This is a genomic window from Brevundimonas sp. Bb-A, assembly GCF_009394735.1.
In the GTDB taxonomy this organism is placed as follows: domain Bacteria; phylum Pseudomonadota; class Alphaproteobacteria; order Caulobacterales; family Caulobacteraceae; genus Brevundimonas; species Brevundimonas aurantiaca.
On sequence record NZ_CP045456.1, the window covers coordinates 224,061 to 249,767 of the forward strand.

The 25,707-nt window shown below is 67.9% G+C and carries 35 protein-coding genes; 5 read left to right on the forward strand and 30 right to left on the reverse strand.

The window, feature by feature from the left end; genetic code table 11:
- Nucleotides 1-85 precede the first annotated feature (85 nt).
- Complete coding sequence (locus BSP_RS01110; protein WP_152949014.1) at nucleotides 86-409, reverse strand: hypothetical protein; 324 nt, start codon at nucleotides 407-409, stop codon at nucleotides 86-88.
- 117 nt (nucleotides 410-526) lie between these two features.
- Between BSP_RS01110 and BSP_RS01115 the strand changes: the two genes are divergently transcribed.
- Nucleotides 527-991 (forward strand): YozE family protein, encoded by a 465-nt coding sequence (locus tag BSP_RS01115; RefSeq protein ID WP_152949015.1) that lies wholly within the window; start codon nucleotides 527-529, stop codon nucleotides 989-991.
- A 412-nt stretch (nucleotides 992-1,403) separates the two neighbouring features.
- Here BSP_RS01115 and BSP_RS01120 read toward each other — a convergent pair whose 3' ends face one another.
- The 4 genes from BSP_RS01120 to BSP_RS01135 form a co-directional block, all read right to left on the reverse strand.
- Nucleotides 1,404-1,664: a hypothetical protein gene (locus BSP_RS01120; protein ID WP_152949016.1), complete on the reverse strand. Its 261-nt coding sequence runs from the start codon at nucleotides 1,662-1,664 to the stop codon at nucleotides 1,404-1,406.
- Between the two features lie 79 nt (nucleotides 1,665-1,743).
- The gene (locus BSP_RS01125; protein WP_152949017.1) at nucleotides 1,744-2,061 is read right to left on the reverse strand and encodes a hypothetical protein; all 318 of its coding nucleotides are present in this window, start codon (nucleotides 2,059-2,061) and stop codon (nucleotides 1,744-1,746) included.
- Complete coding sequence (locus BSP_RS01130; protein WP_152949018.1) at nucleotides 1,985-2,395, reverse strand: hypothetical protein; 411 nt, start codon at nucleotides 2,393-2,395, stop codon at nucleotides 1,985-1,987. Before BSP_RS01130 ends, BSP_RS01125 begins: the two co-directional genes overlap by 77 nt.
- On the reverse strand, nucleotides 2,392-2,871 hold the full coding sequence (locus BSP_RS01135; protein ID WP_152949019.1) for a M15 family metallopeptidase: 480 nt from the start codon (nucleotides 2,869-2,871) through the stop codon (nucleotides 2,392-2,394). Before BSP_RS01135 ends, BSP_RS01130 begins: the two co-directional genes overlap by 4 nt.
- Nucleotides 2,872-3,208: 337 nt before the next feature.
- On the opposite strand from BSP_RS01135, the gene BSP_RS01140 reads away from it, so the two are divergent.
- Nucleotides 3,209-3,565 carry a hypothetical protein gene (locus BSP_RS01140; RefSeq protein WP_152949020.1) on the forward strand — a complete coding sequence of 119 codons (357 nt, stop codon included), beginning with the start codon at nucleotides 3,209-3,211 and terminating at the stop codon, nucleotides 3,563-3,565.
- Nucleotides 3,566-3,767: 202 nt separating this feature from the next.
- Nucleotides 3,768-4,214 (forward strand): hypothetical protein, encoded by a 447-nt coding sequence (locus BSP_RS01145; protein WP_152949021.1) that lies wholly within the window; start codon nucleotides 3,768-3,770, stop codon nucleotides 4,212-4,214.
- Between the two features lie 15 nt (nucleotides 4,215-4,229).
- Here BSP_RS01145 and BSP_RS01150 read toward each other — a convergent pair whose 3' ends face one another.
- Together BSP_RS01150 and BSP_RS01155 are read right to left on the reverse strand one after the other, a co-directional pair.
- Nucleotides 4,230-4,745: a hypothetical protein gene (locus BSP_RS01150; protein WP_152949022.1), complete on the reverse strand. Its 516-nt coding sequence runs from the start codon at nucleotides 4,743-4,745 to the stop codon at nucleotides 4,230-4,232.
- Complete coding sequence (locus BSP_RS01155) at nucleotides 4,742-5,083, reverse strand: hypothetical protein (RefSeq protein ID WP_152949023.1); 342 nt, start codon at nucleotides 5,081-5,083, stop codon at nucleotides 4,742-4,744. The genes BSP_RS01150 and BSP_RS01155 overlap by 4 nt, the downstream gene beginning before the upstream one ends.
- Before the next feature lie 10 nt (nucleotides 5,084-5,093).
- On the opposite strand from BSP_RS01155, the gene BSP_RS01160 reads away from it, so the two are divergent.
- Nucleotides 5,094-5,267: a hypothetical protein gene (locus tag BSP_RS01160; protein ID WP_152949024.1), complete on the forward strand. Its 174-nt coding sequence runs from the start codon at nucleotides 5,094-5,096 to the stop codon at nucleotides 5,265-5,267.
- Nucleotides 5,268-5,269: 2 nt separating this feature from the next.
- Entirely contained in the window at nucleotides 5,270-5,428 is a 159-nt protein-coding gene (locus tag BSP_RS01165) for a hypothetical protein (RefSeq protein ID WP_152949025.1), read from the forward strand.
- Nucleotides 5,429-5,450: 22 nt separating this feature from the next.
- On the opposite strand, the gene BSP_RS01170 is transcribed toward BSP_RS01165, so the two are convergent.
- The 23 genes from BSP_RS01170 to gpW form a co-directional block, all read right to left on the reverse strand.
- Nucleotides 5,451-5,762, reverse strand: a complete 312-nt coding sequence (locus tag BSP_RS01170; protein ID WP_152949026.1) for a hypothetical protein — start codon at nucleotides 5,760-5,762, stop codon at nucleotides 5,451-5,453.
- 39 nt (nucleotides 5,763-5,801) lie between these two features.
- Nucleotides 5,802-6,050 (reverse strand): phage tail assembly chaperone, encoded by a 249-nt coding sequence (locus BSP_RS01175; RefSeq protein ID WP_194166989.1) that lies wholly within the window; start codon nucleotides 6,048-6,050, stop codon nucleotides 5,802-5,804.
- On the reverse strand, nucleotides 6,047-6,433 hold the full coding sequence (locus BSP_RS01180) for a PEGA domain-containing protein (RefSeq protein ID WP_152949028.1): 387 nt from the start codon (nucleotides 6,431-6,433) through the stop codon (nucleotides 6,047-6,049). Before BSP_RS01180 ends, BSP_RS01175 begins: the two co-directional genes overlap by 4 nt.
- The gene (locus BSP_RS01185) at nucleotides 6,433-6,885 is read right to left on the reverse strand and encodes a hypothetical protein (RefSeq protein WP_152949029.1); all 453 of its coding nucleotides are present in this window, start codon (nucleotides 6,883-6,885) and stop codon (nucleotides 6,433-6,435) included. Before BSP_RS01185 ends, BSP_RS01180 begins: the two co-directional genes overlap by 1 nt.
- Before the next feature lies 1 nt (nucleotide 6,886).
- Nucleotides 6,887-7,387, reverse strand: a complete 501-nt coding sequence (locus BSP_RS01190; protein WP_152949030.1) for a hypothetical protein — start codon at nucleotides 7,385-7,387, stop codon at nucleotides 6,887-6,889.
- Between the two features lie 17 nt (nucleotides 7,388-7,404).
- Complete coding sequence (locus tag BSP_RS01195) at nucleotides 7,405-7,833, reverse strand: hypothetical protein (protein ID WP_152949031.1); 429 nt, start codon at nucleotides 7,831-7,833, stop codon at nucleotides 7,405-7,407.
- Nucleotides 7,826-11,632 carry a hypothetical protein gene (locus BSP_RS01200; protein WP_152949032.1) on the reverse strand — a complete coding sequence of 1,269 codons (3,807 nt, stop codon included), beginning with the start codon at nucleotides 11,630-11,632 and terminating at the stop codon, nucleotides 7,826-7,828. Before BSP_RS01200 ends, BSP_RS01195 begins: the two co-directional genes overlap by 8 nt.
- Nucleotides 11,632-12,027: a hypothetical protein gene (locus tag BSP_RS01205; RefSeq protein WP_152949033.1), complete on the reverse strand. Its 396-nt coding sequence runs from the start codon at nucleotides 12,025-12,027 to the stop codon at nucleotides 11,632-11,634. The genes BSP_RS01200 and BSP_RS01205 overlap by 1 nt, the downstream gene beginning before the upstream one ends.
- Nucleotides 12,017-12,679, reverse strand: a complete 663-nt coding sequence (locus BSP_RS01210) for a hypothetical protein (protein WP_152949034.1) — start codon at nucleotides 12,677-12,679, stop codon at nucleotides 12,017-12,019. The genes BSP_RS01205 and BSP_RS01210 overlap by 11 nt, the downstream gene beginning before the upstream one ends.
- Nucleotides 12,680-12,712: 33 nt before the next feature.
- The gene (locus BSP_RS01215; RefSeq protein WP_152949035.1) at nucleotides 12,713-13,387 is read right to left on the reverse strand and encodes a hypothetical protein; all 675 of its coding nucleotides are present in this window, start codon (nucleotides 13,385-13,387) and stop codon (nucleotides 12,713-12,715) included.
- A gap of 6 nt (nucleotides 13,388-13,393) precedes the next feature.
- A complete protein-coding gene (locus BSP_RS01220; RefSeq protein ID WP_152949036.1) occupies nucleotides 13,394-16,126 on the reverse strand; it encodes a phage tail length tape measure family protein in 2,733 nt (910 codons plus the stop codon).
- Complete coding sequence (locus tag BSP_RS01225; protein WP_152949037.1) at nucleotides 16,123-16,275, reverse strand: hypothetical protein; 153 nt, start codon at nucleotides 16,273-16,275, stop codon at nucleotides 16,123-16,125. The genes BSP_RS01220 and BSP_RS01225 overlap by 4 nt, the downstream gene beginning before the upstream one ends.
- 8 nt (nucleotides 16,276-16,283) lie before the next feature.
- Nucleotides 16,284-16,856 carry a hypothetical protein gene (locus BSP_RS01230; RefSeq protein ID WP_152949038.1) on the reverse strand — a complete coding sequence of 191 codons (573 nt, stop codon included), beginning with the start codon at nucleotides 16,854-16,856 and terminating at the stop codon, nucleotides 16,284-16,286.
- Nucleotides 16,856-18,172: a phage tail tube protein gene (locus tag BSP_RS01235; protein ID WP_152949039.1), complete on the reverse strand. Its 1,317-nt coding sequence runs from the start codon at nucleotides 18,170-18,172 to the stop codon at nucleotides 16,856-16,858. Before BSP_RS01235 ends, BSP_RS01230 begins: the two co-directional genes overlap by 1 nt.
- A 68-nt stretch (nucleotides 18,173-18,240) precedes the next feature.
- Nucleotides 18,241-18,675, reverse strand: coding sequence for a hypothetical protein (locus BSP_RS01240; protein WP_152949040.1), 435 nt, complete (start codon nucleotides 18,673-18,675; stop codon nucleotides 18,241-18,243).
- A 1-nt stretch (nucleotide 18,676) separates the two neighbouring features.
- The gene (locus tag BSP_RS01245) at nucleotides 18,677-19,366 is read right to left on the reverse strand and encodes a DUF6441 family protein (RefSeq protein WP_152949041.1); all 690 of its coding nucleotides are present in this window, start codon (nucleotides 19,364-19,366) and stop codon (nucleotides 18,677-18,679) included.
- A gap of 15 nt (nucleotides 19,367-19,381) precedes the next feature.
- Nucleotides 19,382-19,702, reverse strand: a complete 321-nt coding sequence (locus BSP_RS01250) for a hypothetical protein (protein WP_152949042.1) — start codon at nucleotides 19,700-19,702, stop codon at nucleotides 19,382-19,384.
- 11 nt (nucleotides 19,703-19,713) lie between these two features.
- Nucleotides 19,714-20,790, reverse strand: a complete 1,077-nt coding sequence (locus BSP_RS01255; protein ID WP_152949043.1) for a major capsid protein — start codon at nucleotides 20,788-20,790, stop codon at nucleotides 19,714-19,716.
- Nucleotides 20,791-20,859: 69 nt separating this feature from the next.
- Nucleotides 20,860-21,549, reverse strand: coding sequence for a head decoration protein (locus BSP_RS01260; RefSeq protein WP_152949044.1), 690 nt, complete (start codon nucleotides 21,547-21,549; stop codon nucleotides 20,860-20,862).
- 74 nt (nucleotides 21,550-21,623) lie between these two features.
- The gene (locus BSP_RS01265; protein ID WP_152949045.1) at nucleotides 21,624-23,108 is read right to left on the reverse strand and encodes a S49 family peptidase; all 1,485 of its coding nucleotides are present in this window, start codon (nucleotides 23,106-23,108) and stop codon (nucleotides 21,624-21,626) included.
- A gap of 30 nt (nucleotides 23,109-23,138) precedes the next feature.
- Complete coding sequence (locus tag BSP_RS01270) at nucleotides 23,139-24,788, reverse strand: phage portal protein (RefSeq protein WP_152949046.1); 1,650 nt, start codon at nucleotides 24,786-24,788, stop codon at nucleotides 23,139-23,141.
- A 2-nt stretch (nucleotides 24,789-24,790) separates the two neighbouring features.
- Nucleotides 24,791-25,318 carry a hypothetical protein gene (locus tag BSP_RS01275; protein WP_152949047.1) on the reverse strand — a complete coding sequence of 176 codons (528 nt, stop codon included), beginning with the start codon at nucleotides 25,316-25,318 and terminating at the stop codon, nucleotides 24,791-24,793.
- Between the two features lie 158 nt (nucleotides 25,319-25,476).
- Entirely contained in the window at nucleotides 25,477-25,707 is a 231-nt protein-coding gene (gpW, locus tag BSP_RS01280; RefSeq protein WP_152949048.1) for a gpW family head-tail joining protein, read from the reverse strand.

Below are 25,707 nucleotides of genomic sequence, written 5' to 3' on the forward strand. Positions count from 1 at the left end.
TTAGTCCAACCGCAAGGATTGAACCGACGGCCTCGTAAAGCCATGCCGCGAGCCGAGCACAAGGCGGGGGTTCGCCTCCGCCCGCTCACAACGAATAATAGATCCGGTAGAACACCCCCGCATCCTGGGCGAAACGGATGGCGACGTCGGCGGCGGCGGCCTCGCTGCCGAACTGGCCGATCACTTCGCCGTCGGCCGTCAGCCGACCGTTGCGGGTGATCCAGAACTCGATGGTTTGTGCGTTTTCCATGAGCCGACCATCGCTCCGCTCGCGACCACAGTCCAGCGTCGAAAGCGAAATAAATACCGGAAAACGGTCAAATCGCTTGAATAAATACCGGAAACCGGTCATAAAGAGCGTGTCAGCAATCCCGCTGACGAAAGCAGGGAGAACCAGATGAGCTTGCACCTCAAACTGGTCCTCCGCTGGATCGGACTTAGACTGACCGTCAAGTTCCGAATGTAGCGGAAAGGGGTCGCCTCCGAAAGGGGGCGGCCCTGATCCTCAGCCGCTGAAGGAGTGATTATGAGCGTTCAGGAAATGAAAGACCTTCGGGAGCGCGCCCGCCTGACCCAGGCCCAGATGGCCGAGCGCATGGGCCTGGGCAAGACCGCCTATGTCGACCTGGAACTGGGCGACGACGACTGGAAGAAGTTCAAGCATCGGCACCAACTGGCGTTGGAGCGCGCGTCTCTGTCGCTGGCGGTGGAACGCGGCGATATCAGCCTCGCCCTTCCGTCAGCGCGGCGCGATGCGCTCGCCTTGGCGCGGCTGATCACCGACGCCGCCCCGTCGCCCGCCGGCTTCACCCGCTGGCTTTTCGACCAAGCCGACCGAGACGATCCGGTCGGCGACCTGGCGCGGGACGCCAAGGCCGACCCCGACTTTCCGGACGGGACGCCGGGCGACTGCCTCGACTATCTTTCCCAGCCCCGCTTCAGCGCGGGGCGCAAGGCCCTGATGGAAGCCCTGGACGAATATCTGCCCTGAACGCAAAAGAGCGCCGCCGCCCCTGCGGGCGACGGCGCTCGCCTTCAGTTACTCGGGATTGCCGGAATACTAGGCCAGACCGGCGGGACGATCGTCAGCCTGCGGGCGTCACACAGTCTTGGTAGACTTGGGGGCCAGGGCACGTCCAGTACCCGCCCGTATCGGTATTGGTGAAGAAGCACCCGCTTCGCAACAAACAAGCCTCGTCTTCGGCGCTGGCCATCGTCGGCGCAGTCAGTGACGCGCCGATGAGCGCGAGGGAAGCAACGATCGTCTTGAGCGTTCTAGTCATCGCATTTCTCCGAGGGAGCCGATCTCCCGACGGAATAACGACACAAGATTGCACCTCCCGCAACCCTTACTCGCTCTCACCGAAGAAGGCCCCGCCCTCCGAAGAGAGCGGGCCTTTCAGTCAGCGATCCCCACCTCTCGGGTCGGGAAATACGAAGCAAGGTTTGGTGATTTCCAGAACGGCGAATTCCGTTTCGTACCCCGTCCGCACGATGCGGCCAGTGCAATGGATAGCGAGGGTGCCTGTCCGCATCTGATAGGTGGCGTCAGAATAATACACCCAGTACTCATGTTCAGCTGGTAGGGCCAGTGCCGGTCCAGCGGAGGCTGCGGCCATGGCGGCGACGAGCCCGATCCCAACTGCGCGAATAGACTTCAGCATGTCATACCTCCTGGGGAGAAATGCCTCCCTGGGCATGGAGACACATGATTGCGCCCTGTGCAATCTGCAATATCACACCCTACCCCGGCCTCAGCGGCGCGCCCGGCGGCGGCTCACAGCCTTCCGCCGCGACCGCCGCCCGCGCCCATCCCTCACGGCCCCAGGCCCGCGCCTCGGCGTCGCTGGCCAGGTGATCGCGGGTGGCGTCCGCCTCGGCCGCCGTCACCGGCTGGACGATCGAGCCTTCCACCGGCGGCTCCGGCTTCAGCGGCGCGCACAGGCGCGGGTCCGTCGCCTTCGCCGCCGGCGGGACGATCGGCTCAGTCGGCAGGCTGGAGCGCCCGCCGCAGCTCGCCAGGATCAACGAGGCTGCGCACAGGACAACGGGTCTCATCATAGGTCGGCTCCTTGGTGACGATGCGTTCGATGACGCGGGCGGATTGACGGGCCTGGGCCACGCGGGCGTCGCACTGGGCGGCCAGCTGTTCAGTCGCCATGCGGCTGTTCTGGCGCTCATCGCGACGGATGCCCTCGGCGGCGTGGAAGCTGGCCATCCAGCCGCGCCCATGGGCCTCCCACGCCTTGGCGGCGGCGGCCTTGGCGTCGCGGTCGGACTCCAGACGGGCGTAGCGGGCGGCCGGGCCGATGAGCGGCGTCCAGGTCCACAGCAGGGCGCCGACGACGGCGGCGAGCGCCCAGGGGGCGAGGGCGGTGAGAGCCGCGCGGATCATCGGACCAACTCGAAGTGCGGACCATCGCTCTCGCCCTTCTCTCCGATCACGCCGTCCTCATCCCAGTCGCGACCCCAGCGGACGCGGACCTTCTCGATCCGAGCGGCCTCCATGAAGGCGTCGTACATCAGCCGCCATCCCGGCCCCTCTTTCCAGTCATAAGGGGCGATCACACAGTCCACGGCATGGCCGTATCCGTCCTTCTGGACAGCGTGTTTGGAGTTGAACGGGTCGGCAAGCCACGTCACCTTCGCGACCGACGGCTGGGCGTATTTCGCCGGAATGCCCTTCGCCGCCAGTTGGGCGGCCGTGCGGCCCTTGCCGTAGTTCTCCATCATCCGCTCTCGGGATCGGACGCCCTCGATCACCTTGAAGTCGATCTTCGAGATCGAGATGGCGCGCTCCACGACCCGCACCAGGTCGGGGTGGACGCCCTTCAGATTGGCGCGCGAAACCGCGCCCAGCACATACGGCATGGTCAGTTCTCCAGTGTTGGGATGTTTTGGATGCAGCCGGCAGACCGGGTTCACCCCGTCCGGCCATTGGGCGGCGCAAGGATTGAGCTTGCAGGGCCACGGGTCCAAGGGGCCGGGATAGAACTGACGCGGGCACCAGGTCGGCCCCGCCGCCCAAATGTTCAGCGCCCCGCTGTCGAGCGGCCTGAGGCGGGGACGGCGCCCTTTCGGCCAGTCGTAGATGAACGGCGTTTCGTCTTCCAAACCGCCCCACGACGCCTAGTGACGCCGTGTCAGGCGTGACTTGTGGTCGTGATGTGCCGCATCTATGGTTGTCGCGAAAGACGGGGGTTCTACGATGTCGGTTCTGCTTGTCGTCAACCTGGATTTGGCTCGCCTCGCCGCCTTCGCTCACGCTTTCGGCGCACTTCCTGACCACGTGACGCCCGACGAACTGGTTCAGGGTTTGCGATTGGCGAACCTCAGCGCTTGGAGCGACCGATATCCCAACCGTCACCCCGGCGGAGCGACGCCGTCGGTCGACCTGGATGCGGCGCTGGAGGCGCTCGATAGGGGCCCAGACCCCATGGCCGTGCTGCGGACCGCGCGCGAGCTTCTCTACAACTGCGACCTGGCGCACGACCCTGAGCTGACGTCGATCCTCAGCCGGATCATCGATCGCGCCGCCGCCGAGCGGCTGAGGCGCCTCTCATGAAGCCTCAGAACGACAACAGGCGGTCACGGCCGTGGGCCGCCGTCCTGGGCGGCGCGGCTCTGTGGCTGGCGGTCGCCATCGGCGCCTTCGCCCTCGCCCGAATCCTCGCCTGACGCGCACGCCGTTCGCGAACGGGACATATTCACCCTGGCGGTCTCGGTCCGCAGCACACATATCCGAACACGCCCGACGGAGGAGCACTATGACTGACACCTCAGAACGCCTTGCCGCAGCTGTCGCCGCCCAGCAAAAATGGAAGGCCGAGCAAATCAGCACGCCGCCCGCGCCGCCGCCGCCATCCGGGCCAAAAGCGGGCTTCGCTCCGGCTCGCCCTCTTCTCCAACAGCTGGTGTCGCAACTGAACAGCTCACTGTCCGAGGGCCTGGCCGTCACCATTGACGACAACGACCTCTATTGGCCGAACGGCGGCCTGAGCGTCTTGGCCAAGGGACGGGGAATGGAGCGACGGCTCTCCGCCTGGGCGGACGAGGCAGGGACGCTCTTCATCGGCGGAAATCCCAACACGAGGGAGGCGGGGGAGGCTGTCGGATCCGTTTCAGCTCCGGATATGGACAAGATCGAGAGCCGGATTGTCGAGCAGATTGAATTCGCGTCCGGCGCAAAGACCGCCCCGGTGACCGCCTCCTGACACGAACCCGGTTCGTCAGGCGAACAGGCCGTTGATCGCCACGACCAGAACCCCGGCCGCGACCAGAATCCCCGCCGTCATCAGAAACGTCAGCCGGATCCGAAAGCACGGTCGGTCCGACACCGGCCGATCCAGCAGCCCGGCCGGTGGAAGCTTCATCGCCAGATCTGCGACCAGGTCGTCGCGCCGCAACAGGGCCAGAACCCGCAGGGCGTGAACGCTCCACGGCGGGGGGCTCCGATCCCGCTGCACGAAGTCCAGGACGATCAGGGTCAGGACCAGGGCGACCAGGGCCCCGACCGGCAGCAGCGGGCTCATATGCTCCACCTTCACCAGCCGGCCGGGGAAGATGGTCGTCGCCCCCCGCACCATCAGGAAGACGGCGATCAGGAAGACGACCAGGCGCAGGAACCAGCTGCCGCTGATCCGTGTGTGATAGGTCGGTCCCAGCAGCCGGAACACGACCGTCATGACCCCGCCGGACGAGAGGAACAGCAGGCCCGTCAGAACGACCCAGGCTTGATGCGTCATGACGACGCCTCCTTGCTTTCGATGGCGGCGCGCAAAGCCGCCCGGATGATGCGCCCCACCAGAGAGAAGAAGGCCCGCGGATCGTTGGCGGCCATCCAGCCGATCGCCAGGGCCACGGCCCGCGCGTCCAGCACCTTGACCAGGCCGACGATCGAGGCCGTCGCCGCCTCGGCCGCCACCGGCCCGGCGAAGACGCCGATCATCAGCGACAGCCAGGCCCGACGGCGAGCTTCGGGCGTGGCGCCCTTGGACCCATAGGCCGGGATCATGCCCAGACCGCCCGCGATCAGGCCGCCGCACAGGCCCCAGAAGGCTGCAAAGTCGCGCGGGTCGAACATGCGCCCCTCCATGAGTCAGGCCGTGGGAAAACAGCCGTTGGGGCGGCTTAAGGAACCGATCTGGACGGGCGGGCGCTTCCCGGTCATGGACATGACCACAATGCTGCTGGCGCTCTTGATCGCCGCAATCGTCTTGACGGCGTCCGCGACCAAGAGCCGCCGCCGGAACGGGGAGGACGCCTGAACATGGAACTGATCTGGATCGGCATAGGCGCGGTGATCTTGGCGGGCGCCCTGTTTGCGGTGTCCGGACGGATCGAGGGATGGGGCAAGCCCGCTCACTTCACCGACAAGGACGCCGACGGCGAGCCCGACGAACCCGACGGCCCGGCGAAGGACCTCTAGCCCCTCGACGCCGTTCGGGCGGTCAGGCTTGGGACATATCAGACGGCGAACTGGGCTCGGCCGCCGCCGTCTTCAGTCGGTCGATCTCGGCGGCGATCAGGCTCGGCACGCCCTCCGTGACGGTCAGCCAGTTTCGGGCGTGACTGGCGGCTGGGTCCGGCAACCCCTCGGCGGCGATCCGCGCCGCCGCCACGTCGCCCGCCGCTATGGCGTCGGCGAATGCCTGAACCTTCGCCAGTTGACGGCCGGCGATCTCGCGCGTGATGGCTGCAGCCTGGTCAAGAGCGGATTGCGCCTCGGTCGCCAGTTCTTCATCAGTTTTGGTCTGGGTCATGGTCTGTCTCCAATCGACGGAAAATGCGTCAGGGCGAGCTCACACCCTCGATGGCCCTGTCGGGTCTTTGACGAAGGGCGGCAGGTCGGGCCAGACGACATCGGCGGCCGATACCTGGCTCTGCGGCAAATCCCGCAGCCTCGCGCGATAGGTTTTCAGCGTCTCCGTCTGCGTCTCATCCAGCCGGTCGCCGGTCAGATAGGCGTCGGTCAGGGCCAACAGGCGGTCGCGTTCAGCGCGCACCGGCGCCCAGTGATGGTCCGAGCGCTTGCTGACAATCAGCTTCATGGCGTCAGCTCCATCGTCGTCTCGAAATCCAAGTAGGGCCATTTGGAGACCCGGACGGAATAGGCGCCTGCGTCGACGGCCTCCAGCGTCACCGCAGACGGGGCGTCCTCGACCACAAAAACCGAATCCACCGCCACCGTTGCGCCTGCCGGCAGGTTCGAAAGCGTAGCGCCCGTCACCGCCACATCCATCTCAGGGCGCGGCGTGACCACCCGCCCAACCATGTCCACATAGCAGCCGATGATGTCGGCCTGGGGCTCGTCGTGATAGTTGAAATCCGCCTGCTCGGCCTCCAGCGCCGAATAGGTCTCTTCCAGTTCGGGCGGATAGGGATCATCCACCGTGTACTGGATGCGGCCCTGCTGGTCATAGACCACGATCATCAGGCGTCTCCCATCTTGGCGAAGAAAACGGTGTAGCGGATCGTCACGTCCCCAAGGCTTGAGTTGCCCCAGCGAGTGCACCTCAGCCGGTCGCGCATGGGCCAGACATAGAAGCCCCGGTCGGTCGTCTCGACGTCGGGCTCCATGTACCGCCAGCTTTCGGAGTTGGCGTAGGAGGCGAAAGCCTCGCCCGGCAGCAGCAACCAATGGGCGATGACCAGTGGGATGTAGCCCAGGTCGTAGGGATAGAGGATGGTCTGCCCGTTATAGGAGCCGTTGCCGTCCTCGGCGTAGGCGGCCAGGGTCGCCGTCCCCGTCATGAAGACGCCGAGGTTCTGATAGCCCTCATGCAGGATAAAGTTGTCCGGACTGGTCGCGGAGGCCGAGCCGACGTCCACCCCCGGCTTGCTGATGCGAAAGACGCCCGGCTCGACCCTGATACGCTCCACCACCTCAGTTGCTCCGCGACGAAAAGACGATGTAGCGAAAGATCATCGGCTGACTGCCGGCACGGGCGAAGGGCCACCAGGTGTTGATGCACTCGGCGTTGAACGTCAGCTGATAGGTCGACGGGTTCCAGGCCCAGTCGGCATAGTCCTTGGGATTGGCGTTTGTGACGCCGCTGAACCACAGAGACGCGAGCCTCTGCCCCGACAGCGGATCGACTACTCCATTGCCCGCCTGGTCCGACACCCGGTTGATGAAGCCGCAGAAGACGATCGGCTCATAGTCGATGGCCGGCAGCTGCACCGTCTGGTTCTCGACCCGTGTCCGCGAGTTGGACGAAGAAAAGAACGAGGTCACCGATCCGGCCATCAGGATGCGGGTGCTGGCGAGATCGGAATCGAACATCATCTGGGCGCGGTCGCCGGTCAGGGCGTCCACCCCCGGCTTGCTGATGCGGGCGGCCCACGGCCCTGACCCCAGATCGCCCATCACGAGTCTCCGCGTCATACTCAAGCTCCCCCCTCTCAAGCCCCAGGCGTCTTGAAGACCACATAGCGGCAGTCGTAGTTGATGCCCGGCAGCCGCCCGTTCTGCTGGGAATCAAAGAACAGGCTGGAGGTCGTCACCCGGCAGAAGGGGTGAAACATGAACCGCAGGTCGTTGTAGTTCAGGTTCATATACTGGACCGACGACCGGATCGTCCCGTTGTCGTCCCGCCGGGCCACCAGGTAGACCATGGGCACATAGGGCAGGGCCGGAAACGAAACCGTCTTGCCGCCGTCGTCGAACACACTCGTGACGATGCCGGTCTGATGGATGACCGAGCCGTTCGCCCAACGCGAGGAGAAGGCCATCTGGCTCAGGGCGGCCGTATCGACGTCGACGCCGGGCAGGCTGATGTCGATTCCCCAGGAGCCGTTGCTCAGCAGGCCGATGGTGTTGCGCTTAACCATCGTACATCGACAGTCGAGAGCCGGTCATCTCAATGCGGGCGCCGGTCGCGGCCGATCGGATCGTCACGGCGTTCGTCCCGACGTTGATGTCCACCGCCCCGTCGATCTTAGCCCGACCGTCGGCGACGCTCACGACCTCGATCCAGCCGCCGTCCACCGGGTTCCACAGGCCGATCCGTCTGGCCCCGGCGTTGACCGCAGAAGTCGGGACGCCGTTTTCGTCCAGGGCCATCATCTCGGCAAAGGCCTCGGCCGATCCGGCGATAACCCGCCTCTGTAGCCAAGCCTGCTGACGCCCCTCGACCGTCGCCAGCACGCCTTCGGCGCTGGTCAGCCGAGCGGCCATAACGCCCCCGCCGGGCGCGCCGTAGATTGGCAGCGCCGTCGCGCTGGGGGCCATGCGCGCGAAGGTCAGTTTGCGGATATGGGCGTCGGCGTACTGCCCCTGCTGATAGCCTTGGCGCAACAGATAGGCTTCGATCTGGATATAGCCGTTGCCCGGAACGTCGATGACGGCGCCCACCCGCTCATATGTGCCGTTGAAATTCTGCCCTCGAATCTGGGCTAGATCCGATATCTGCTCGCCCGCATCGTTGTAGTAGCGCGGCACAAGCAGCATCGTCGTGGACGTATTGGACGAGGCCCGAACATCGGCGGCGATGCCGATCCGTTCGCCCGCGAAGACCCGCCAAGCCCCCGGCGCGCCCGCGATCTGATTATGCGGTCCGCCGGCGAGCGAGATCGAGCCCATCAGCAGACCGACTCCGGCCCATTCGTTGCCGTTGCCGGTCTTCAGCACGAACAGGGAGCCATCGGCGTTCAGCCCTCGTGTGACCGGGATGTTGTCGGGGCCGGACCAGCGCTGGGGGAAGGGCCGCACACCCTGCGACATGTCGGCGCCGTCGAACTCATTGGCGGGCGCCGATGCCTGCGCCTCCATCAACGACTGCCGGGTCGCCAGAGCCGCCGTCTGAGACGCCCGGACCGCCTCCTCGACCTTCTGGCGAGCGACCGTCTCGGCGACCTGACGCTCCGCCGTATAGGCGGTCGCCGGAAGGCCGCCTTGCTCGACCTTCAGTCGCCGGAACCCCAGGGCAGTCGGGTTCACGACGCTTTCGAATATCCCTCGCGGACGAAGGTCCACCGTCCCCGCCGGAGGCGTCCAGGACGACGCATGCTGCTGGATGCGGTTGGGATCGTCGGAAAAGTCATGGGCGCCGACGACGGGGCTTTGCGGCCCGTCGCCGCCGGCCAGGACATTGCCTGTCGCGTCCAGGGCTTCCAGGTCGAAGTAGGCGGCGCCGCTGTCGGCGAACATCAGGCTGTCGCCGCTGATGGTGATCTGCGCACCCGGCTGATGCTTGATCGTGGGCCACAGGACGATGTAGGTCGCCCGACCGTCAGGGGTCACTCGCAGGGTCCGACCCCAGGACGCAGAATCTTCGATGTAGAGCACCGCGCCGGCGCCGTTCAGACCCGTCAGGCCGTCTTCCAGTCCGCCGTTGATCGCGAGGTTTGGCCGTAGAGCGCCGGTCTTCGCCGCCAGCTCATAGGCTTGCTCCGCCTGCGCGCTGGCGTCCGTGGCCGTCTCGGCGGCGGCCACGGCTGTAGTTCGCGCCGACTCCGCAAGGGCGCGTTCGGTCGCCGCCGCCGCGCGCGCCACCTCGGCCGCCGACGCCTTTTGACCCGCCTCATCCGCCTTCGTGCTGGCGGTCTGGGCCGAGGACTGAGAGGCCGCTGCCGCCGTCTCGCTGCCCTGACGCGCGGTCTGAGAGGCCACGGCCTGGGCGGCGCTCTCGTTCTTGGCGTCAACGGCCCCCTGTTTCGCGGTCTCAGCCAGGGCTCGCGCCGTGTCCGCCGCCGCCGCACTCACGGCCGCCGCAGCGGTCGAGCCATAGGTGGCGGTCAACCCCTGCACATCGACCACGATGTCGTCGATGCGCTTCACGACCGGACTGCCCGGCCCCAGATCTCCCGCCACGACGCCGGACGTCGAGACCGTGATCCAGTTCGACGGCAGGACGGGCCGCGAGGGATCGCCGATGGGAACCAGGCGACACTCCAGCGACGCCTTCGGCGCCACCCCGTTCGTCGCCACCATGATCCCGTCGTTGACCGCCTCGGTCCGGGTCGGGGCGATTTCCGTCTCTCCGACCCGGCGAACCTCGGCCCGAATGGCAAGAACCGCCGCATCGACCGGCGCGTCCCAGCGCAGCCGAACCGCCGGCAGGGCGCTGTCCTCGCCCGGCAGGGTGATCGCCTCGGCCGTAACGCCGCTCAGCGCCAGGGCGTCGATCGGGGTCGGCGCCGGCGGCGGCGTCACCACGGCCTCGAACGGATCGGGCACGCCGTATGCGGAGGAGGCGATCTCGCGCAGCGTCAGATACAGCCGCCAGTTTTCGGGCTGGCGATAGGCTTCGATCCGGTAACGGACCGTCGCCCCCTTGTGCCGGCGGGCGCTCTGCCAGGCGATCCAGTCGCCTTCTTCCAGCCCCGCGAACCGGGGCGGCAGGACGATGTTGCCGCGCCGCTCCAGCCGGGCCAGACGACGGGCGATCTCGGTCACCCGCAGCGACTGCTTGACCTCGGTCACCAGCGCCAAAGACAGGGTCGATGGGCGCGGCCCGCCGTCCGCCTGTATGTCGTTCAGATCGCGCAGGACCGGCGCGCTGTGATCCTTCCACCCCAGCAGGGGCTCGATATAGCGGCCGATGAAGGTGTTCAGCCGCCCCCCGTCCTGGTCGCCCAGGAAGCGCGAGAAACCGACCTTCTCGCCCGTCACCAGGTCCGCGTCGGTGATGGTGGCGACGACGGCCTTGGCCTGCCCCGCCTCCACGTCCACCGTGCCCTCGCGCTGGACGATCTGCCCGGCCATGGCGGCGGCGAACATGCCGTCCACCTCGATAAAGGGCTGGGACGCCGAGATCACGCCGTCAGCGCAGTATCGGGCCACCCCGTCCACCAGTTCGTCGCACAGATTGGCGTCGGCGATCACCCGGTCGGCCGGCGCCTCTTCCTCGCTCAGCCCGCGCCCGATCAGCAGATATGCCGGATCGCCGTGGTGGCCTTCGGCGAAGATCCCGCGCGTATAGGCGTAGCGCAGCAGTTTGGCGTTGCGGCTGAACCGGTGGCTGGACCGATCCGCCCAGGTCTGGGGGTTGGGCCCCGTATAGCCGAACTGGGGGTCGAAACGGGGATCATAGACGCGCAGGCCCCGCAGCACGAACCGGAACTCCGGATGCCCCTGGGGCCAGACCTTGTCGTCCACATACCAGTCGATCCAGATGTGGGTGACGCCGCACAGGCGGTCGGTCGCGGTCCAGCCGCCGTTCTGCTGCACGTGCAGCGGCGGCTCATAGCCGTCGGGCGAAGCATTGCGGAAGTGAAAGCTCAGCTTGTTGCTGAACGCCGCCTGCTGCCCTTCCCCGACCCAGGGGTAATAGACCTCATTGACGTAGAAGCCCTCGATCCCGTCGATGGCGTGGTCCGCCAGGGCGATGCAGCGCGTGACCTTGTCCGTGCCGTACTGACCGCCGAAGTTGAAGACGTCGATCAGCGACCCCGCCGTGCAGACCCGTCCCAGCACCGCTTCACGCGGCGTCTCCCCCAGCGTGAGCGTCAGAATGCTGGCCTGCCGGGCTTGGGCGTCGCCCTTGCGGCCCATGCCCGCCACCTGGCGAAAACCGTCCATGACCAGGCCGGCGTTGCCGGTCATGAAGCCGACCACAGCCTTGGCCGTGCCGACGATTCCGTCCTTGCCGCCGACGGCGGGGAAAATCCACTTCGCGACCTTGGACATCAGGCGATGGTCCAGGCCTTCAGCAGGGCGTGGCGCGGCAGGCGATAATAGCCCCGCTCGCTCAGGCCCACGACCGTCTCGCCTTCGATCAGGACCAGGGCGTCGCCGGACGTCAGTCCGCCGTCGCCGCGCTGGGCTAGGGTGATCGGGATTTCGGTCATGATGCGGCTGACCGCCGCGTCCAGCCCGCCGGCCCGCCGCAGCACTCGCGCCGCTCCCAGTTCGGTCGTCCAGCGCCCGGCGAACCGATCCAGCGGCGCCACCCCGGTGACGGCCGCGACGCCGGCCGAGAAGAAGCGGGCGCAATCATGCGTCCGGGGCTCAGGCCCATAGCCGAAGGTCCAGTCGGCGCGCGCCTCCAGGAACGCGATCAGGGCATGCGGATCACGCGCCACGGAACACCCCCTTGGTCATCAGCGACAGGGCGGCGGCCTGGCCGGCGCTGACGCCGCCCAGGGCCGTTCCCGCCCGCTCAGGCGGCTTGCCGCCGGCATAGATGGTCTTTTCGCCGGCGTAGGAGACGCGGCTCAGCCCGGTGTCGGTCGCGCTGATCAGCCGCTGGTCCGCATCGGTCCGCATCCGTTCCGAACGGCGACCCTGTCCGCGCGCGGCGCCCTCGATATTGATCGTCAGCGTCGATGCGCCGCCGATCTGATCCTCCAGCGGGGCGGTGTCCACTCGGCCTCTCAGGTGCACCCTTGCGTCCAGCAGACGCGCCCCCGTGCCGTTGAACACCAGCCGCCACAGGATGACCGGCAGGCCGCGCAGACTGTCCAGGTCCAGCTGTCCGGCCACATCCGCATCGATGCCGGACAGCGTCAGGCTGATCCCCTGTTCGGCGCCGCCCAGCGCCCCGGCCGCCACCCCCGCCAGGGCGCGTTCGCCGATGCCGATGAAGGCCCGGTTTACGCCGTTGACCGAAAAGGCCAGGGGACCGTCGCCGCTCCAAAGGCCGATCGGATCATCGCCGCCGAACCAGGCCGCACCCGAAACCAGGGCCGTCCCCGCCTCGATCTCGGCGACGGCCTCCGCACTGTAGATCTTCATGGAGCCTCCGATGCGAACGGCGTTCGCACGCCTTCAGGCGCGCAGATCCTGCACGCCCGCGATCACCCCGCCGACGCGGCCGGCGCGGGTCCGCTCGCCCAGCTTGGTCTGGCTGACGTCCAGCTTCATCACGCATTCGGGCCGGTTCAGGTCGGCGACGGCGTCGCTGGGGATCAGGGTCGGCAGGGGCGGTTCGACGGCGACGGCGACGACGCCCGATCCGGTGGCGGCGGCGGCCTCGATCACCCGGTGCAGCGATCGCCGCTGTATTCCGCCGGTCGTCCAGCGCCACATCACATAGTCGGTCGGGCTCAGAACCAGGCCCGCAGACAGGCCGCTCAAGGTCGGCGTGTCCCGGTCGGCGTTGACGGACCAGCTGGCGGCCGAGCCGTCGAAGGCGCCGCCCCCCGCCCGACTCAGCCCGTCGAAACCGTTCGGCGTGGAACGCGGATAGGGCCGGTCGTAATCCCGCGCCAGAAAGGGCCGCTGCGCGCCTCTCAGACTATCGACGAAAGCCCGCCATTCGTCCGACTGGGCCAGCATCAGTTTTTCGCTCAACGTCCAGCGCGCCGTCCAGCGGGGCGCGCCCATCGTCACCCCGTCCACCCGTCCGTCCGAGGTCGGCGACAGGGCGTCGAACCGTTCGATCTCGAAATACTGGCTGGACGGCCCGACCAGGGGCATGGCGCGCGGAAAGATCAGGGCCATCGCCGCCTACTCCGCCAGTTCGAAACGGGCCGAGGCGTCCTTGACCACGGACACCACCTTGGACCGGAACTCTTCACGATCCTGGCGCAGGATCTCTTCGATCCGGGCCGTATCGACCCCGCTGATCGTGTGGGCCGGCGCATAGACCAGGCTCACCGGCGCCGCCCCCGCCGCCGATCCGGCGCCGCTCGCCGCCCGGCGCATCATGTCCAGGGACCGCGCGTTTTCGATCACCCGCGATCCGCGCGGCAGGTCCAGCAGCTCCGGACCCCGCTCTCCGACCCAGGTCGGCCCCCCGGTCCAGAAGTCCGTGCCATGGGCGTTCTGGCGACCGAACAGGAAGTTCAGCCCCTTGGCGATGAGGTTGCTGCCGCCCTCGCCGTCCGATCCGCCCTTGAAGAACTGCGACCAGTCCACCTTGCTCATCTGGTCGAACAGCCGATCCAGCCAACGTTCGCCGGCGTCGAACAGCTGCTCCACCACGGCCTCGCGCAGACTGCCGCTGCGACGAAAATCGTCGATGAAATCGCCGAACCCCTCGCGAATGCCGCCGACGGTCTGCGCCCGCATGAGTTCGGCATACTCCCGCGTCGCCTGCTCCACGCCCTCGCCGAAGTTCAGCGGCTTGGTCTTGTCGCCTTCAATCTCGCGCGCCCGATTGGCGATCCAGGTTTCGCGGTTCAGGTCGCGCAACGCCGATCGGTCGCCCGACGCCTGGGCCAGGACCGTCTTCCATTCCCGCTCCCGCACCGCCGCCGATCGTTCCGCGACCACGGCCCGCGCCTCTTCCAGCTCCAGGGCTTCCTTGCCCGCCAGGGTCTTGGCCGTGCCGTTGTCCAGCCCCTGCTTTTCCAGTTCGTTGATGCGCCGCGTCAGCTCCAGCCGCCGCTCCACATTGTCGGCGTACCGGTCCTCGCCCAGCAGCCGCATCACCTCCACCTCACGCGCCCGCGCCTGTTCCCGCACCTCGCGCGCCTGAGCCAGGGACCGGGCGTCGATCAACTGCTGCTGCTCTTTCAGCGCCTTGGTCCGGGCCGCTTCGCCCGCCGTCCCGGCGTCGATCAGCTGGCGCTCGCGGACGCGAACGGCGTTCGCATCTTCCAGCGCGCGCACCCGCGCCTCATCGCCCCGGCCGCGCGCCTGTTCCAGCGAGATCTGTGCGGCCCGATCCTCTTCCTGGCGCTCCCGCTGAAGCGCCTCGCGCCGCGCCCGTTCCGCCTCGGCGGCTTCGCGTCGCGCCGCCGCCGCTGCGCGATTGGCGGCGGCGCGGCCTTCGCGTTCGCGGGCCTCACGGGCCTGGCGTTCGCGCAGGGCCGTTTGGTTGCGCTGCGCTTCGTCGGCGACGCCTTCGTCCAGCAGGGCGCGGATGCCCTGTTGCCGCTCGGCGACCCACAGTTCACCCTCGAATCGCCGGCGATCCGACGGGTTCAGGCTGCGTGACGCCAGCAGGTCGCGCAGATTGTCGATCCGCTCGTCCTCGGTCGCGTACAGAAACTCGCCCAGCTTATCCAAGGCGTCCGAGATCGAACGACCGATGGCGCTCCAAGCGTCGGTGATCTCCCCAGCCCGCGCCGCGTGACCCGAAACGGCGGACGTCAGTTCGTCCAAGAGAACCTTCTGCGCGCCCAGCAGGTCGCCCTGCTTTTGCATATTCTCGATATTGTCCAGCTGCTCCAGGCTCAGCAGGCCGAACTGGGCCGTCATCGCCTCGCCGGCCTTGGTCGGGTCCAGCATGGCCTTGGCCAGATCCTTGGTCGCGGCGGCGGCGTCCTGACCGGTAAAGGAGGCGTAATCCCTGGTCGTCGCGATCAGATCGCCCAGGACCTGGGCGCCGATCCGGCCGGTCGCCAGGTACTCCACCGCCATGTCGCGCGCCGCCTTGCGGCTGACCTCGCCGGCGGCGGCCGAAACCACGGTCAGGTCGCGCAGCTGGTCCGCCGTCAGTCCAGCCGTCCGCCCGACGCCCGTCGTGGCGTCCTCCAGCTCCGCCGCCGCGCCCTGCGCCCTCTGCCAGGCGGCGGCCATGACGACCACCCCGGCCGCCGCTGTCGTCAAGGCGCCGCCCACGGCGATCAGGCCCGCCGAGGCCTTGATCCCGCTGGTCGCCAGGGCGTCCAGAATCTGCGGCCCCTGCTGCAGCGCGATCATGGCCGGGTTCATCCCCATGGCCGCCGTCACCAGAACGTCGGCGCCCTGGCGACCCAGGTTCAGCCGCGAAGCCAAGGCCAGCCGGGTCAGGCCCTGCTCGTTCCGCTTGATGGCCGCCGCCGTCTCGTCGAACCGGGTCTTGGCCTGCGCCTGCAGCTGGGCCAGTTCGCCGGTCGTGATCTTACCGGCGTTGGCCAGGGTCTGATACTCGCGCAGCTCGTGGTTCAGCTTGTTCTGCGCCGCCGTCAGAGGGTCGATCGACGCCCGCAGGGCCTCGACTCGACGCACGTCGTCATCATCCTGCATGAATACAGAGGCGCTGGCGGCGGCCGAGCCGCGCGTGGGTTCGCGCACGCCGATGGCCGCATTGATGCGCGCCTGCGCCGCCTGGGCCTGGGCTGCGTCCTGCGCCGCCTGGGCCATGCGCCGGTACTTCTGCTCCAGCCTGTCGGCCGCGCTGGTCGCGGCGGCGGCGCCCTGTTCGGCGGCCTGATAGCCGCCCTTCAGCGCCTCGCCCACGTCGCGCGCATCGCGCAGGACCTCGGCCTTGCCTTCGGACTTCAGGCGAAAGGCGACTTGCCGCGTCGTCATTCCTCATCATCCTTTCTGAAGCCCTTCAGGACCTCGAGCTCGACTTCAGGCAGACAGGCGGACAGCAGGTCCGCAGCATCGGGCGACAGGGGGCGCAGCTGGGCGAACGCGATCCAGGCTGGGTAATCCAACCCGATCACCCCGTTCATCCCGACCCTCAGCTGGCCGGCGCAACTTTGGACGATGCGCCAGACCGCCTGGCCCGCTTCGGTGCGGGGCTCGTGCTCGCGATAGGGGCATTCGGCGCAGTCGCCGCAGGCGTCGCAGAAGGCTTGGCCGCCGCCGAAATGCCATTCGGCGAGGGCCCTGACCCTTTTTTTTCGGCGGCGGCCCGGACGATGCTTTCGACATAGGTCCGGTCGATCGCATCATAGACGGCCGGGTTCTGCCGCAGCAGGGCGGCGACATAGTCCGCCGTCACCGGCGCATTGCCTTCCGGCGCCGGGTTCGCCTCGCGCCAGGACGCCAGGGCCTCGGCCGGGCCCTTCAGGATCTCGTCGGGCGGAACCGGCGCCGGCGCCCCCACCCCGTCCCAGTCCACCAGCCCCCAGACCACGCAGCCGACGACGAAGGCGAACTGTGGATCGGTCCGGTCGTCGGCCTCGACGGCCTGACGGACGAACCGGCGGCCAAAGACCAGGGCCTCCGACGGGCCGTGCCGGAACAGGCATTTCAGGCCCGGAACGACCTGCACCCACTCCGGCGCCGGCGGTTGAACCAGCTGCAGCATCAGGCGGGCTCCGGCACGACGTATTCGGCGACGTCGTTGTCCAGGACGAAGGTGACCAACCGGCCCGTAGTCGGGTCCTGCGCGCCCTGCCAGTTATAGTCCGCCTGGACCGCGCCCGGCCCGGTGATGGGGCGCTTGGCCTTCGGCAGATACACTGCATGGGCGATGTGGCGCAGGGCAAAGGTCGAACCGGGAATGGCCCAGCTGAACGTCAGTTCGCAGGCCTCGCCGTTCTCGGCCTGGGTCTGCATCTCGGTCGAATCGTAGCGGATGCCGACCGATCCGCTGACGCCGGCCATGCCTTCGTCCACGCCGCCGATCCGGCCGTCGCCGCGACCGACGGTCGGGACTGGATCGGCCCCGTTCGAATAGTTGAACTGTCCGCTGACCAGCGACGGTCCGAAGGGCACGCCGTTCCGCCGGGCCGTCCCGGCGAAGCTGCTGAACTTGCGCAGCGTCAGGACGGAAGGCTCATCCTCAGTCGTCATGGTCGCCGTCGGCGTCTCGCCCTGGGCGATCAGACCCAGGGTGGCGTTCAGATTGCCGCTGCGCTGGAGCGGGATGCCGTAGGTGTTGGCCTTGGCGCCGTAGTTGACCGAATAGCTCGGCACCTCCGGCATGCCGACTTCGGCCGAGGCGGACGGCGTGGTCAGCGACGCCCCGTCGACCTTCCAGGTGTGACGATAGCCGCCGCTCGCCGCGCCGCCCGCCAGCGTCGCGCCCGAAACGGTGATCGCCGCCGAGCTGCTGGCCAGGGTGAAACTGTTGCCCGCAGTCCCCACGGCGTCATGCAGGACCTGGATCTTGCGAGTTCCATCCTCTGCCCAATAGGTCGCGGCGGCGACGCCGGCGACCGCGCTGGTGTTCAGCACACGAACGGCGTTCGCAAGGGTCTGGTCCAGCGTCGGACCGATCTTGATCTGGTTCGCCCCGGCCGTGCCCGTGGTGAAGGTGAAGGCCTGACCACCCACGGTGATGATGGCGTTGTTGGCCGGTTGGGACACGAAGGTCAGGGCGCCGGTGGCGGCGACGCCGGCGACCGTCGTCGGCGCGCCGAACAGCAGCGTGTACCACAGGCCGATGTTGCGGGCGCACAGCGGCACGACCACGTCGCCGGCGTTGTTGACCGCGCCCCGCCCCGGCTGCTGCGGCATGCGGCCGAAGCCCAGCACGTCGCTCTCGATCAGCCCCTGTTCATCGCCCAGATTGGCGGTGACGAAAGGCGTCTGAAACCAGGTCAGGACCGAGGCCAGCGCCCCATAGGACGCCTCCATGCCCAGCAGAAGGCGCGCATTGGCGCCGCGTGCGCGAGCCATATCAGTTCTCCATGTTGAAAGGGTGACGCCGGACCGCCGCCGCAGCGGGCGATCTCAGGCGGAAAGTCTCAGGCGAGAGGGTTCGTCGTCGTATATTCAGCCGTCAGGGCCACGGTGGCGGCCCGCACCGGTTGACCGTTCTGGGTCGTCACATCGTCGGGCGACGGCGCGCCGGCCACTTCGAACCAGTCGCACAGGCCGCCCAGGCTCGGATCGGCCGCGACGGCGACGCCCAGGGCGACCAGCATGGCGTCCAGAACCTCGTGGCGGTCCGCCGCGCCCTCCGGGCCGAAGACCTCGACCTCGATCTCATGACGATAGGTGTAGCTGCGGGGCGAGAAACACTCTTCCGCCGGACCGGGATCGCCGTCGCGGACGATCACCAGCCCGCCGGGCTGGGCCCTCTGCGGCCAGGGCGCGTCGCGCTCCACCTCCGCATTCGGCAGGGCGTCCCGCACCAGCTGCAGCACGGCCTGAACGACCTCCTCGCGCCGACTGGCCATCCTATCTCCAGTGCTTGCTCAGCAGCCCGTCGAACCGGGCGTCGGCGGCGGCGGCGATGGCGTCCAGGTCCAGCCGCTTGCTGACCTTCACCATCGGCACCAGGGTGAACATGATCACGAACTGGCGGGTGGTTTCGCGGTAGGACCGGTGGCCCGGCGTCATCTGGTTCCGCGTCGCGGTGCGCCAGCGGCCCGAGGCCCTTCGGATCGCCAGACCGGTGAACCCGGCATAGGCTACGCCCCGCTTCACCGCGGTGCTGGACGTCCGCATCCGCCAGTCCTGCGGATTGATGATCACGAAGCGCTTGCCGAAACGGGCCTCGACCTCGCGCGGGTCCAGCGCCCGCCCGTTCCGCATCTTCGGGACCTCGTCGGTCGGGATCCACAGATAGCGCCCGCCGTTCGCCGGGCGGATCGTCGCGCCCCGCGCATAGGAGTCGATGATCTTGGGCGCCTTCGTCGAGATCAGGCCGGCGGCGTCCAGGCTGTTCTGGGCGCGAGGATAAATCTCGGTTCGAATGGTGTTGGCCAGCCTCTGCCCCAGGCCCGCATCCATGATCTGGTCGCGCCAGTCCTGTTTGACCTCGTCCGCCCCCTCGCGGATCGCCTTGGTCACGAAACCGGCGATCTCATCCTCCAGCCCGCGCTCCAGCCCGTCCAGGCTCTCCCGCCCCCCGACCGAATGCCGCATGTCAGACCCTCGATCCTAGGCGCCCGTCACGACGCAGCGCCAATAGCCGTCGCCGTCGATCTCGGGCTCAGCCGTCACTCTCAGCGTCTCGACCGTGACGCCGTCGTCATCCAGCCGTTCGATGATGTCGTTCGGGCGCGGATCCGCGACCCAGCGCCGATGCACCTGGATCATCCGCCCCGTAATGAAGATCTCGGTCGCGCCCAGGCGCGCCGTCTCGTCCCCGTCGAAGGGATGGATGCGCACCTCGCCCTCCACCCCGCTCCAACGGGCGCGATCGCCGAGGTGGTCGTCCACCTCGGCGACCAGGGCCGACAGATGTTTGTCGAAGCCCATCTGCCCTGACCTTAGGGCTCTTCGCCATCGACCAGCTTGGTCAGCAGGTCCATCTTCTTCCAGATCGGCACCGCATTGGCCTGGTACTTCCATTCCAGACCGCCGCCGTGCTTCATGACCTCTTCGGTCATGTGGATCAGGTCGTCGGTGCCCGCCGCCGCGCCGCTCAGCTCCCGGATGTCCAGGGGCGGCGCGACGAAGGTGTTGTGGGCGTCCAGGGTGCCGACCGGATTGGCGTAGCCTTCGGTCGCCGGGATAAGGCGGGTCGTGGTGTCGGAACCCCACATCTTCACCTTGGCCCGGTATTCCTTGAACGTCATGCCGGCGATGGTGATGGTACGGCGGAAGGCGCCGTTCACGTTCTGCCGCTGCTGCTGCAGCAGCATTTCGTACATGGCCGGGGTGTTCTGGAAATACTTCTCCACCGACGGGTGGCGGATCAGCTTGTTGTAGAACTCCGGCGCCACACGCGCCTCGACGCCCGTCATGGTGTCGTTGATCAGGGCGTCTTCCGTGCCGGACAGCACGTCTTCGATGCGACCCGGCACGTCCTCGTCGGGATCGGCGAAGTTGAAATAGACGACCCGCTGGGTGACGCCGAAGATGGCGTACAGGTCGTACAGTTCCTGGTTGGCGCCGTCGACGATCAGGCCCTTCAGGGCCGAGATCTTCATCACCTCCAGGGTGATGTCGAACTTCAGCCGGTTGCGGCGGTGGCGTTCCTCGACCCGGTTGACCAGCGCCTCTTCCGGAACATTGGTCCGCTCGGCATAGGCCAGCCATTCCCGGATGTCGGCCGCCAGGACGGAATCCTCGTGGCTGATGTTCGGGATTTCGAAAATCACGGCCTTGCCCTTGCCGTGGCTCGAGATGGTGGACGGGCGGCCCTTTTCGGTCACGGGCAGGGCGGTGATCACCCCGTCGTGGATGTCGATCCGCACATAGGGGGTCGACAGGCCGCGCGTCGGGAACAGACCGTCGGCGTTGACCTGACCGAAGGTGGTCGGGATGGAGTTCACAAGTCCGCCGTGGTCGGCGGCGGTCAGCGGCAGCAGCGAGGCGCCGGAGGCCAGTTCTTCGGGATCCATAGGGAGCCCTCCTTTTCATTCAGGTTTTGCAGAAGAGGGCCCCCGGAGAGCGGCCCGTGGGTTTGGACGTCAGCCGCTGATGCGCGGCTGGATGCCCAGTTCGGCGAGGCGGGCGTAGGCGGCGGCCTTCTGGGCGTCGGTGACGCCTTCGGGCCAGGCGATGGCTTCGCGGCGGATGATCACCGGGCCGCGCGCCAGGACGGTCAGTTCGATATCGACCCCGACCGGGGCGGCCGCCTCGACCAGGTTGATGCCGGTGATCGTCTGCGAACCGTCGGTTCCCGCCGGCGCCCAGGGCACGTCCTTAGCGACGACGCCCGATCCATAGGCCACGGTGACCCCGATCCGGTCGCCGGCGACGAAATCGGTCGAACCGTCCGCCAGGGTGAAGTTGATCGCGCCGTTGTAGGCGGTCCCGATCACGCCGGTCCCGTCCAGCACGCCGTCCGGACGAATGACCTGGAAGGTCCCGCCGTTCGCCGCCGGTTCGATGATGACGACCTGGTAGACGCCGGCCGCCGCGCCGGCGTCGGCCGTCACCGCGCCGATGGCGCCGTTGCCCGTGCCGACCACCGCAGCGGCGGTGACGGTCGCCGCGCCGATCAGGACCGTGGCGGTAAGGGCGAAGGCGGGGAAGGCGCGCGCCGTGCCGACGCCGCCCCGTCCGACGCGCTTGTCGGTCGTATAGGTCGGATCATACTCCGAATGGATCAGATCGCTGAGGCCGGGCAGGCCGGTCTCGGAAGTATAGGCCTTCATGACGGCCTCCTCTGCTCAGAAAGGTGGATGGGGCCGGATCGCGACCAGCTCCGGCGGGCTGGCGGGATCCGGGCCTAGGCCTGGGCGCCCCGATTCTTCTCGATCCGCGCCTGGACGGCGCCGGACAGGCCCTTCGTCCCCTTGGCGGCGTCCGGCTTCAGCCTGTTGGCTCCGGCCATGACCTGATCCAGGCGGCTGGTCCGGGCGGGCGCGGCGACGGCCGCCGAGGCGCGGAACTGGGCCAGGGTCTGACCCGACTGAATGGCCGCCAGGGCCAGCGCCGGGTGCTTCTTGGCCTCGGGCGAGGCGGCGATGGCCGAGGCCTCGCCCTCGGCCTTGTCGTCGTCGTCCTTATTGTCCTGGGATGCGCCTTCGGCCGCGTCGTCGCCTTCGGCTTCGTCGGCGGGGACGTCCTCTTCGTCGTCGTCCTTGTCGGACGGCGTGTCCTCGGCCGCCTCGGCCTTGGGCAGGGCCTCGGACAGGGCCTTGATGTGGTTCTCGGGCAGGCCGGCCTTCTTGGCGGCCGCGAGTACGGCGGAACGCTTCATTTCACTCTCCTGGGTGGATGCGGGTTTGGATGCGGACGGCGCCGGGCCCGCTGCGGAAGACGCCAGACGCTCGCGCGCCAACTCGCGGATGGTTGCGAACGCCGTGCGCGCGGTCGCCACCGTGTCGATCAGGCCCTTGGCCAGGCCGGACAGCTCCGGATCGTCGGAATCGCCGAAGTAACAGCCGGCCTCGGTCGCCAGCACGGCCTCTTCCGTCAGGTTCGCTCGGCCTTCCAGGACATCGGACACGAACCACCGGCCGCACTGGTCGATCTCGGCCTGCAGCGAGGCGCTGGCGGTTTCCGACAGGGGCTCCATCCAGCTGCCGTCCGTCTTGCGCTTGCCGAACTTGAACGGGGTGATGACGATCCCGTCCTTGGCGAAGGCGCCCGAGAAATCGCAGTGGGTCACCACCGCCCCGATCGAGCCGACGCCGCTTTCGCGGGCGGCCGTGATCTGGTCCGACGCGCTGGCCGCCCAATAGGCGGCGCTGTAGCCGTCGCGGATGAAGCTGTGAATCGGCTTGCCGCCGCTGGCGGCCCGATGGTCGCGCTTCAGGGCCGCCAGTTCGGGCAGACCCTGATCGACCACGCCTCCGGGCGACCGAACCACCTCCCAGATGGCGCCCACGCGGGCGTCGGCGATCATCTCCTCATAGGCGACGTGCAGGGTGTCGTAGCCGTGGTACCAGGTGTCGCCCCAGCCGAAGCCTTCGGCCATCAACGGGCCGTCGATCTCCAGAATCCCGACCCCGTCCTTCAGCACCCAGCCGTAGCCGACCGCATCAGGCTCGCCGACGAAGCGCGGCGCCGTGGCCAGGGGCTCGGTCCGCATTTCGGCCTCGCCACGGCCGGCGATGGCGCGCCGCGCGCGGCCGAAGAAGGCGGTCAGGGGCGAACCCCGCTCGCCGCCGGCGATGCCCAGCTCCCGCGCCAGGGCGGGGACCGAGGCCTCGCGCATCAGAAGGGGACGGCCGGACAGGGCGGCCGCCAGTTGGGCGGGATTTCGCATGGAACCTCGGGGGATGAGGCCTGACGCGCGTCAGGCGGCGGGGCGCTGATCCAGAGCCGTCTGGTGCGCAGGATCGCGGCTGGTGAGCGCAGTTTTGCCCAAGGCGCCCTGGGGATTTGCGAGGCCGCGCTCTTCAAGCGCCGCCTTTTCTCGAGCCCGTTGATCCAGGACCTCTTCCCAGTCCTTGCCCTGATCGTCGCACTCATCTTCCAGGGTGCTGACCCCCGCCTCGATGCGTGCGGCGGCGGCGTCGATTTCCTTGGTCGGATCGATGAAGCCGCGCCCTGGACCGATGCAATGGATTTGGCAGTATGCGTCAACGGCGTCGTAGAAGTCGGGCGCGCCGTCCGGGATCTCGACATAACCCCGGTCGAAGGCTTCTTCCGCCCAGGCGACGATATGAGGCCGGACCAATTGATCCTCGAGCAGGCCCATCAAGGCCACGGTCTCGGCCCAAGAATGGATTAGGGCGGCCCGCGCAGACGAATAGTTCGTCTGCGAATAGTCCATCGACAGTTCTTCGTAGGTCACGCCCAGCGAGGCCGCGATCAGCCGCAGGATGGACCGGACGAAGGCGTCGAAACTGCCGACGTCCTTGGACGCCGTCTGCAGCGTCAGTTCGTCGCCATAGGGCAGGACGGGGATCTGCGCGCCGTTGGCCAGATTGACCGGGTGTTCCTTGTAGTGGTCCTGGCGCCAGGTCTCGAACTCGCGGACGTCCTTGGCTTCGAAGTTCTCGCTGACCGCACCGGGCCCGGCGTTCGACTTCATGAAGGCCACGATCAAGGCGTTGACCGTGGCGCTCTGCAGGGTGGCGTCGGTGAAACGCGACAGGGCCCGAAAACTCTTGAGAGACGAGGCAAACCGGCTGATGCCGCGCGTCTGTCCGGCCCGGTCAGGTTCGAAGACATGAAAAACCTTGGGGCGGCCCCATTCGGTCCACCGCTCGAAGCGGTTCCAGCGGAACTGGCCCGGTCCTCCATAGTCGGTCGGGTGCCGCTCGCGGATATGGTAGGCGTCCGGCGCGCCCCAGGGATCGAACTCGACGCCGCCTTTCAGATCGTCGCGGTCTGGACGGCCGCCTGGATTGCATAGACGATCAGGATCGACCAGGCGAAGACGAGTCTTGTATCGCGTCGTGGCTTCCTCGGCCCATTCGTCGAGCCCAAGCGCTTCGCCGTCTACGACGACGTGGTTGGCGGCCAACCTAAGTTGCTGGCCGAAGGTCAATCGCCGTTCTGCGTCCGACGTGAAGGCGTGACCATAGGCGTACAGTTGATGTTCGGTGCTCAGCTGAGCGCCAAGTTCGCGGGCGGCTTCAATGTCGATGCCCAGGGCACGGGCGTTGGGCCGGAATTTGACTCGCCAACCCCGTCCAACGGCGGCGTTCACCTTTCGGGCTTTGGCCGAGGCGGCGACCGGGTCGTTGCGGACCCGCTCGCGCACCCGCGCCGTCACCGGCGCGCGGTTCGGCAGCCAGTCCTTGTCCGCCGAGCGCAGGGCCGCCGGCCATTCCGCAAAATAGGTGCCCGAACCGCTCGCCCCCTCATAGGCCAGGGGATAGCCGGCCGAGACGGGCTCGGCCGTCATCGCGCCGGCGCGGACGCGGGCGACCTCAAGACGCGAGATCGACCGGCCCGAGGGCGCGACCAGACCGGAAGGGGCGAACGGCGTGCGCATGATCAGGCTTCGGCGGCGGCCTGAGGTTCGGCGACGGCCGTTTCCGGCGCCTGTGACACCTGAACGGACGCCTCAAGCGCAGAGAGCCGTTCGGCCAGAGGCGCGCGGGCCGAGGCTTCGAAGTCGGCGAGTTTCTGAAGCGACACTTCCAGGCCCTCGAAGCGGGCCTTCAGCTGTTCGTTCAGGCTCTCGAACGCGGCCTTGATCCAGGAGTCGTCATAGGCTGGAGCGGCCCCGGCGGGAGAGGCGTCATCCGGAAAAGCGCCGGCGGCCGCCACGGCCGGAAAGGTTAGCGGCTCGGCCAGGGCGCCCACGAAGGCTTCACGGGCCTTGGCCAGGTTCTGCAGCAGCGAGTCCGGAACAGGGCGGCTGGGAAAGCCGGCCAGGGCCGCGACGGCGCCGATCAGGCCGACCAGGGCGGCGACGGCGGGAACCTCGCCCAGGTTGAGGGTCGCCACAGGCAGGCCCTCGGTCGGAGCCTCAGTCGGCGGGGTCGGTTCGGCGGCGGGTGTCTTGGGGGATCGGCTCATGAGGGCCTCCTTGGTGAATGATGTCCGGGTGTGACGACCTTCACCGCTCAGAACCGCCGGCATGCCGACGTCCGCGCCCGGTGTTGACGATCAGGGATCGCAGGATCGCCGGCGCCCTCGAACCCGGGGCAGGGCGTGGGGAACGGCGCGGAGAAGACTTACAGGCGGATGCTCAGCGCGCCGCGACGGCGGATCGGCAGATCCGAGGATCGGGCGGCCAGGGCTTCCAGTTCGGCGATGTCGCGCTCCAGCCGGGCGATGTCGCCCTTGGCGTATTTGACCGTGCGGCCGTTGCTGGTGATCTCGGTGACCTGGCCGCCGGTGCTCAGTCGGCCGTAGGCGGCGCGATAGTCGTTCAGCAACGTCTGCTGTTGGGGCGTCAGGGCCAT

Coding starts and splice junctions, on each gene's coding strand:
- BSP_RS01115 (WP_152949015.1), top strand. CDS start 527: ATGAGCGTTCAGGAAATGAAAGACCTTCGGGAGCGCGCCCGCCTGACC.
- BSP_RS01120 (WP_152949016.1), bottom strand. CDS start 1,664: ATGCTGAAGTCTATTCGCGCAGTTGGGATCGGGCTCGTCGCCGCCATG.
- BSP_RS01125 (WP_152949017.1), bottom strand. CDS start 2,061: ATGATGAGACCCGTTGTCCTGTGCGCAGCCTCGTTGATCCTGGCGAGC.
- BSP_RS01130 (WP_152949018.1), bottom strand. CDS start 2,395: ATGATCCGCGCGGCTCTCACCGCCCTCGCCCCCTGGGCGCTCGCCGCC.
- BSP_RS01135 (WP_152949019.1), bottom strand. CDS start 2,871: ATGCCGTATGTGCTGGGCGCGGTTTCGCGCGCCAATCTGAAGGGCGTC.
- BSP_RS01140 (WP_152949020.1), top strand. CDS start 3,209: ATGTCGGTTCTGCTTGTCGTCAACCTGGATTTGGCTCGCCTCGCCGCC.
- BSP_RS01145 (WP_152949021.1), top strand. CDS start 3,768: ATGACTGACACCTCAGAACGCCTTGCCGCAGCTGTCGCCGCCCAGCAA.
- BSP_RS01150 (WP_152949022.1), bottom strand. CDS start 4,745: ATGACGCATCAAGCCTGGGTCGTTCTGACGGGCCTGCTGTTCCTCTCG.
- BSP_RS01155 (WP_152949023.1), bottom strand. CDS start 5,083: ATGTTCGACCCGCGCGACTTTGCAGCCTTCTGGGGCCTGTGCGGCGGC.
- BSP_RS01160 (WP_152949024.1), top strand. CDS start 5,094: ATGAGTCAGGCCGTGGGAAAACAGCCGTTGGGGCGGCTTAAGGAACCG.
- BSP_RS01165 (WP_152949025.1), top strand. CDS start 5,270: ATGGAACTGATCTGGATCGGCATAGGCGCGGTGATCTTGGCGGGCGCC.
- BSP_RS01170 (WP_152949026.1), bottom strand. CDS start 5,762: ATGACCCAGACCAAAACTGATGAAGAACTGGCGACCGAGGCGCAATCC.
- BSP_RS01175 (WP_194166989.1), bottom strand. CDS start 6,050: ATGAAGCTGATTGTCAGCAAGCGCTCGGACCATCACTGGGCGCCGGTG.
- BSP_RS01180 (WP_152949028.1), bottom strand. CDS start 6,433: ATGATCGTGGTCTATGACCAGCAGGGCCGCATCCAGTACACGGTGGAT.
- BSP_RS01190 (WP_152949030.1), bottom strand. CDS start 7,387: ATGACGCGGAGACTCGTGATGGGCGATCTGGGGTCAGGGCCGTGGGCC.
- BSP_RS01195 (WP_152949031.1), bottom strand. CDS start 7,833: ATGGTTAAGCGCAACACCATCGGCCTGCTGAGCAACGGCTCCTGGGGA.
- BSP_RS01200 (WP_152949032.1), bottom strand. CDS start 11,632: ATGTCCAAGGTCGCGAAGTGGATTTTCCCCGCCGTCGGCGGCAAGGAC.
- BSP_RS01210 (WP_152949034.1), bottom strand. CDS start 12,679: ATGAAGATCTACAGTGCGGAGGCCGTCGCCGAGATCGAGGCGGGGACG.
- BSP_RS01215 (WP_152949035.1), bottom strand. CDS start 13,387: ATGGCCCTGATCTTTCCGCGCGCCATGCCCCTGGTCGGGCCGTCCAGC.
- BSP_RS01220 (WP_152949036.1), bottom strand. CDS start 16,126: ATGACGACGCGGCAAGTCGCCTTTCGCCTGAAGTCCGAAGGCAAGGCC.
- BSP_RS01225 (WP_152949037.1), bottom strand. CDS start 16,275: ATGAACGGGGTGATCGGGTTGGATTACCCAGCCTGGATCGCGTTCGCC.
- BSP_RS01230 (WP_152949038.1), bottom strand. CDS start 16,856: ATGCTGCAGCTGGTTCAACCGCCGGCGCCGGAGTGGGTGCAGGTCGTT.
- BSP_RS01235 (WP_152949039.1), bottom strand. CDS start 18,172: ATGGCTCGCGCACGCGGCGCCAATGCGCGCCTTCTGCTGGGCATGGAG.
- BSP_RS01240 (WP_152949040.1), bottom strand. CDS start 18,675: ATGGCCAGTCGGCGCGAGGAGGTCGTTCAGGCCGTGCTGCAGCTGGTG.
- BSP_RS01245 (WP_152949041.1), bottom strand. CDS start 19,366: ATGCGGCATTCGGTCGGGGGGCGGGAGAGCCTGGACGGGCTGGAGCGC.
- BSP_RS01250 (WP_152949042.1), bottom strand. CDS start 19,702: ATGGGCTTCGACAAACATCTGTCGGCCCTGGTCGCCGAGGTGGACGAC.
- BSP_RS01255 (WP_152949043.1), bottom strand. CDS start 20,790: ATGGATCCCGAAGAACTGGCCTCCGGCGCCTCGCTGCTGCCGCTGACC.
- BSP_RS01260 (WP_152949044.1), bottom strand. CDS start 21,549: ATGAAGGCCTATACTTCCGAGACCGGCCTGCCCGGCCTCAGCGATCTG.
- BSP_RS01265 (WP_152949045.1), bottom strand. CDS start 23,108: ATGCGAAATCCCGCCCAACTGGCGGCCGCCCTGTCCGGCCGTCCCCTT.
- BSP_RS01270 (WP_152949046.1), bottom strand. CDS start 24,788: ATGCGCACGCCGTTCGCCCCTTCCGGTCTGGTCGCGCCCTCGGGCCGG.
- BSP_RS01275 (WP_152949047.1), bottom strand. CDS start 25,318: ATGAGCCGATCCCCCAAGACACCCGCCGCCGAACCGACCCCGCCGACT.
- gpW (WP_152949048.1), bottom strand. CDS start 25,707: ATGGCCCTGACGCCCCAACAGCAGACGTTGCTGAACGACTATCGCGCC.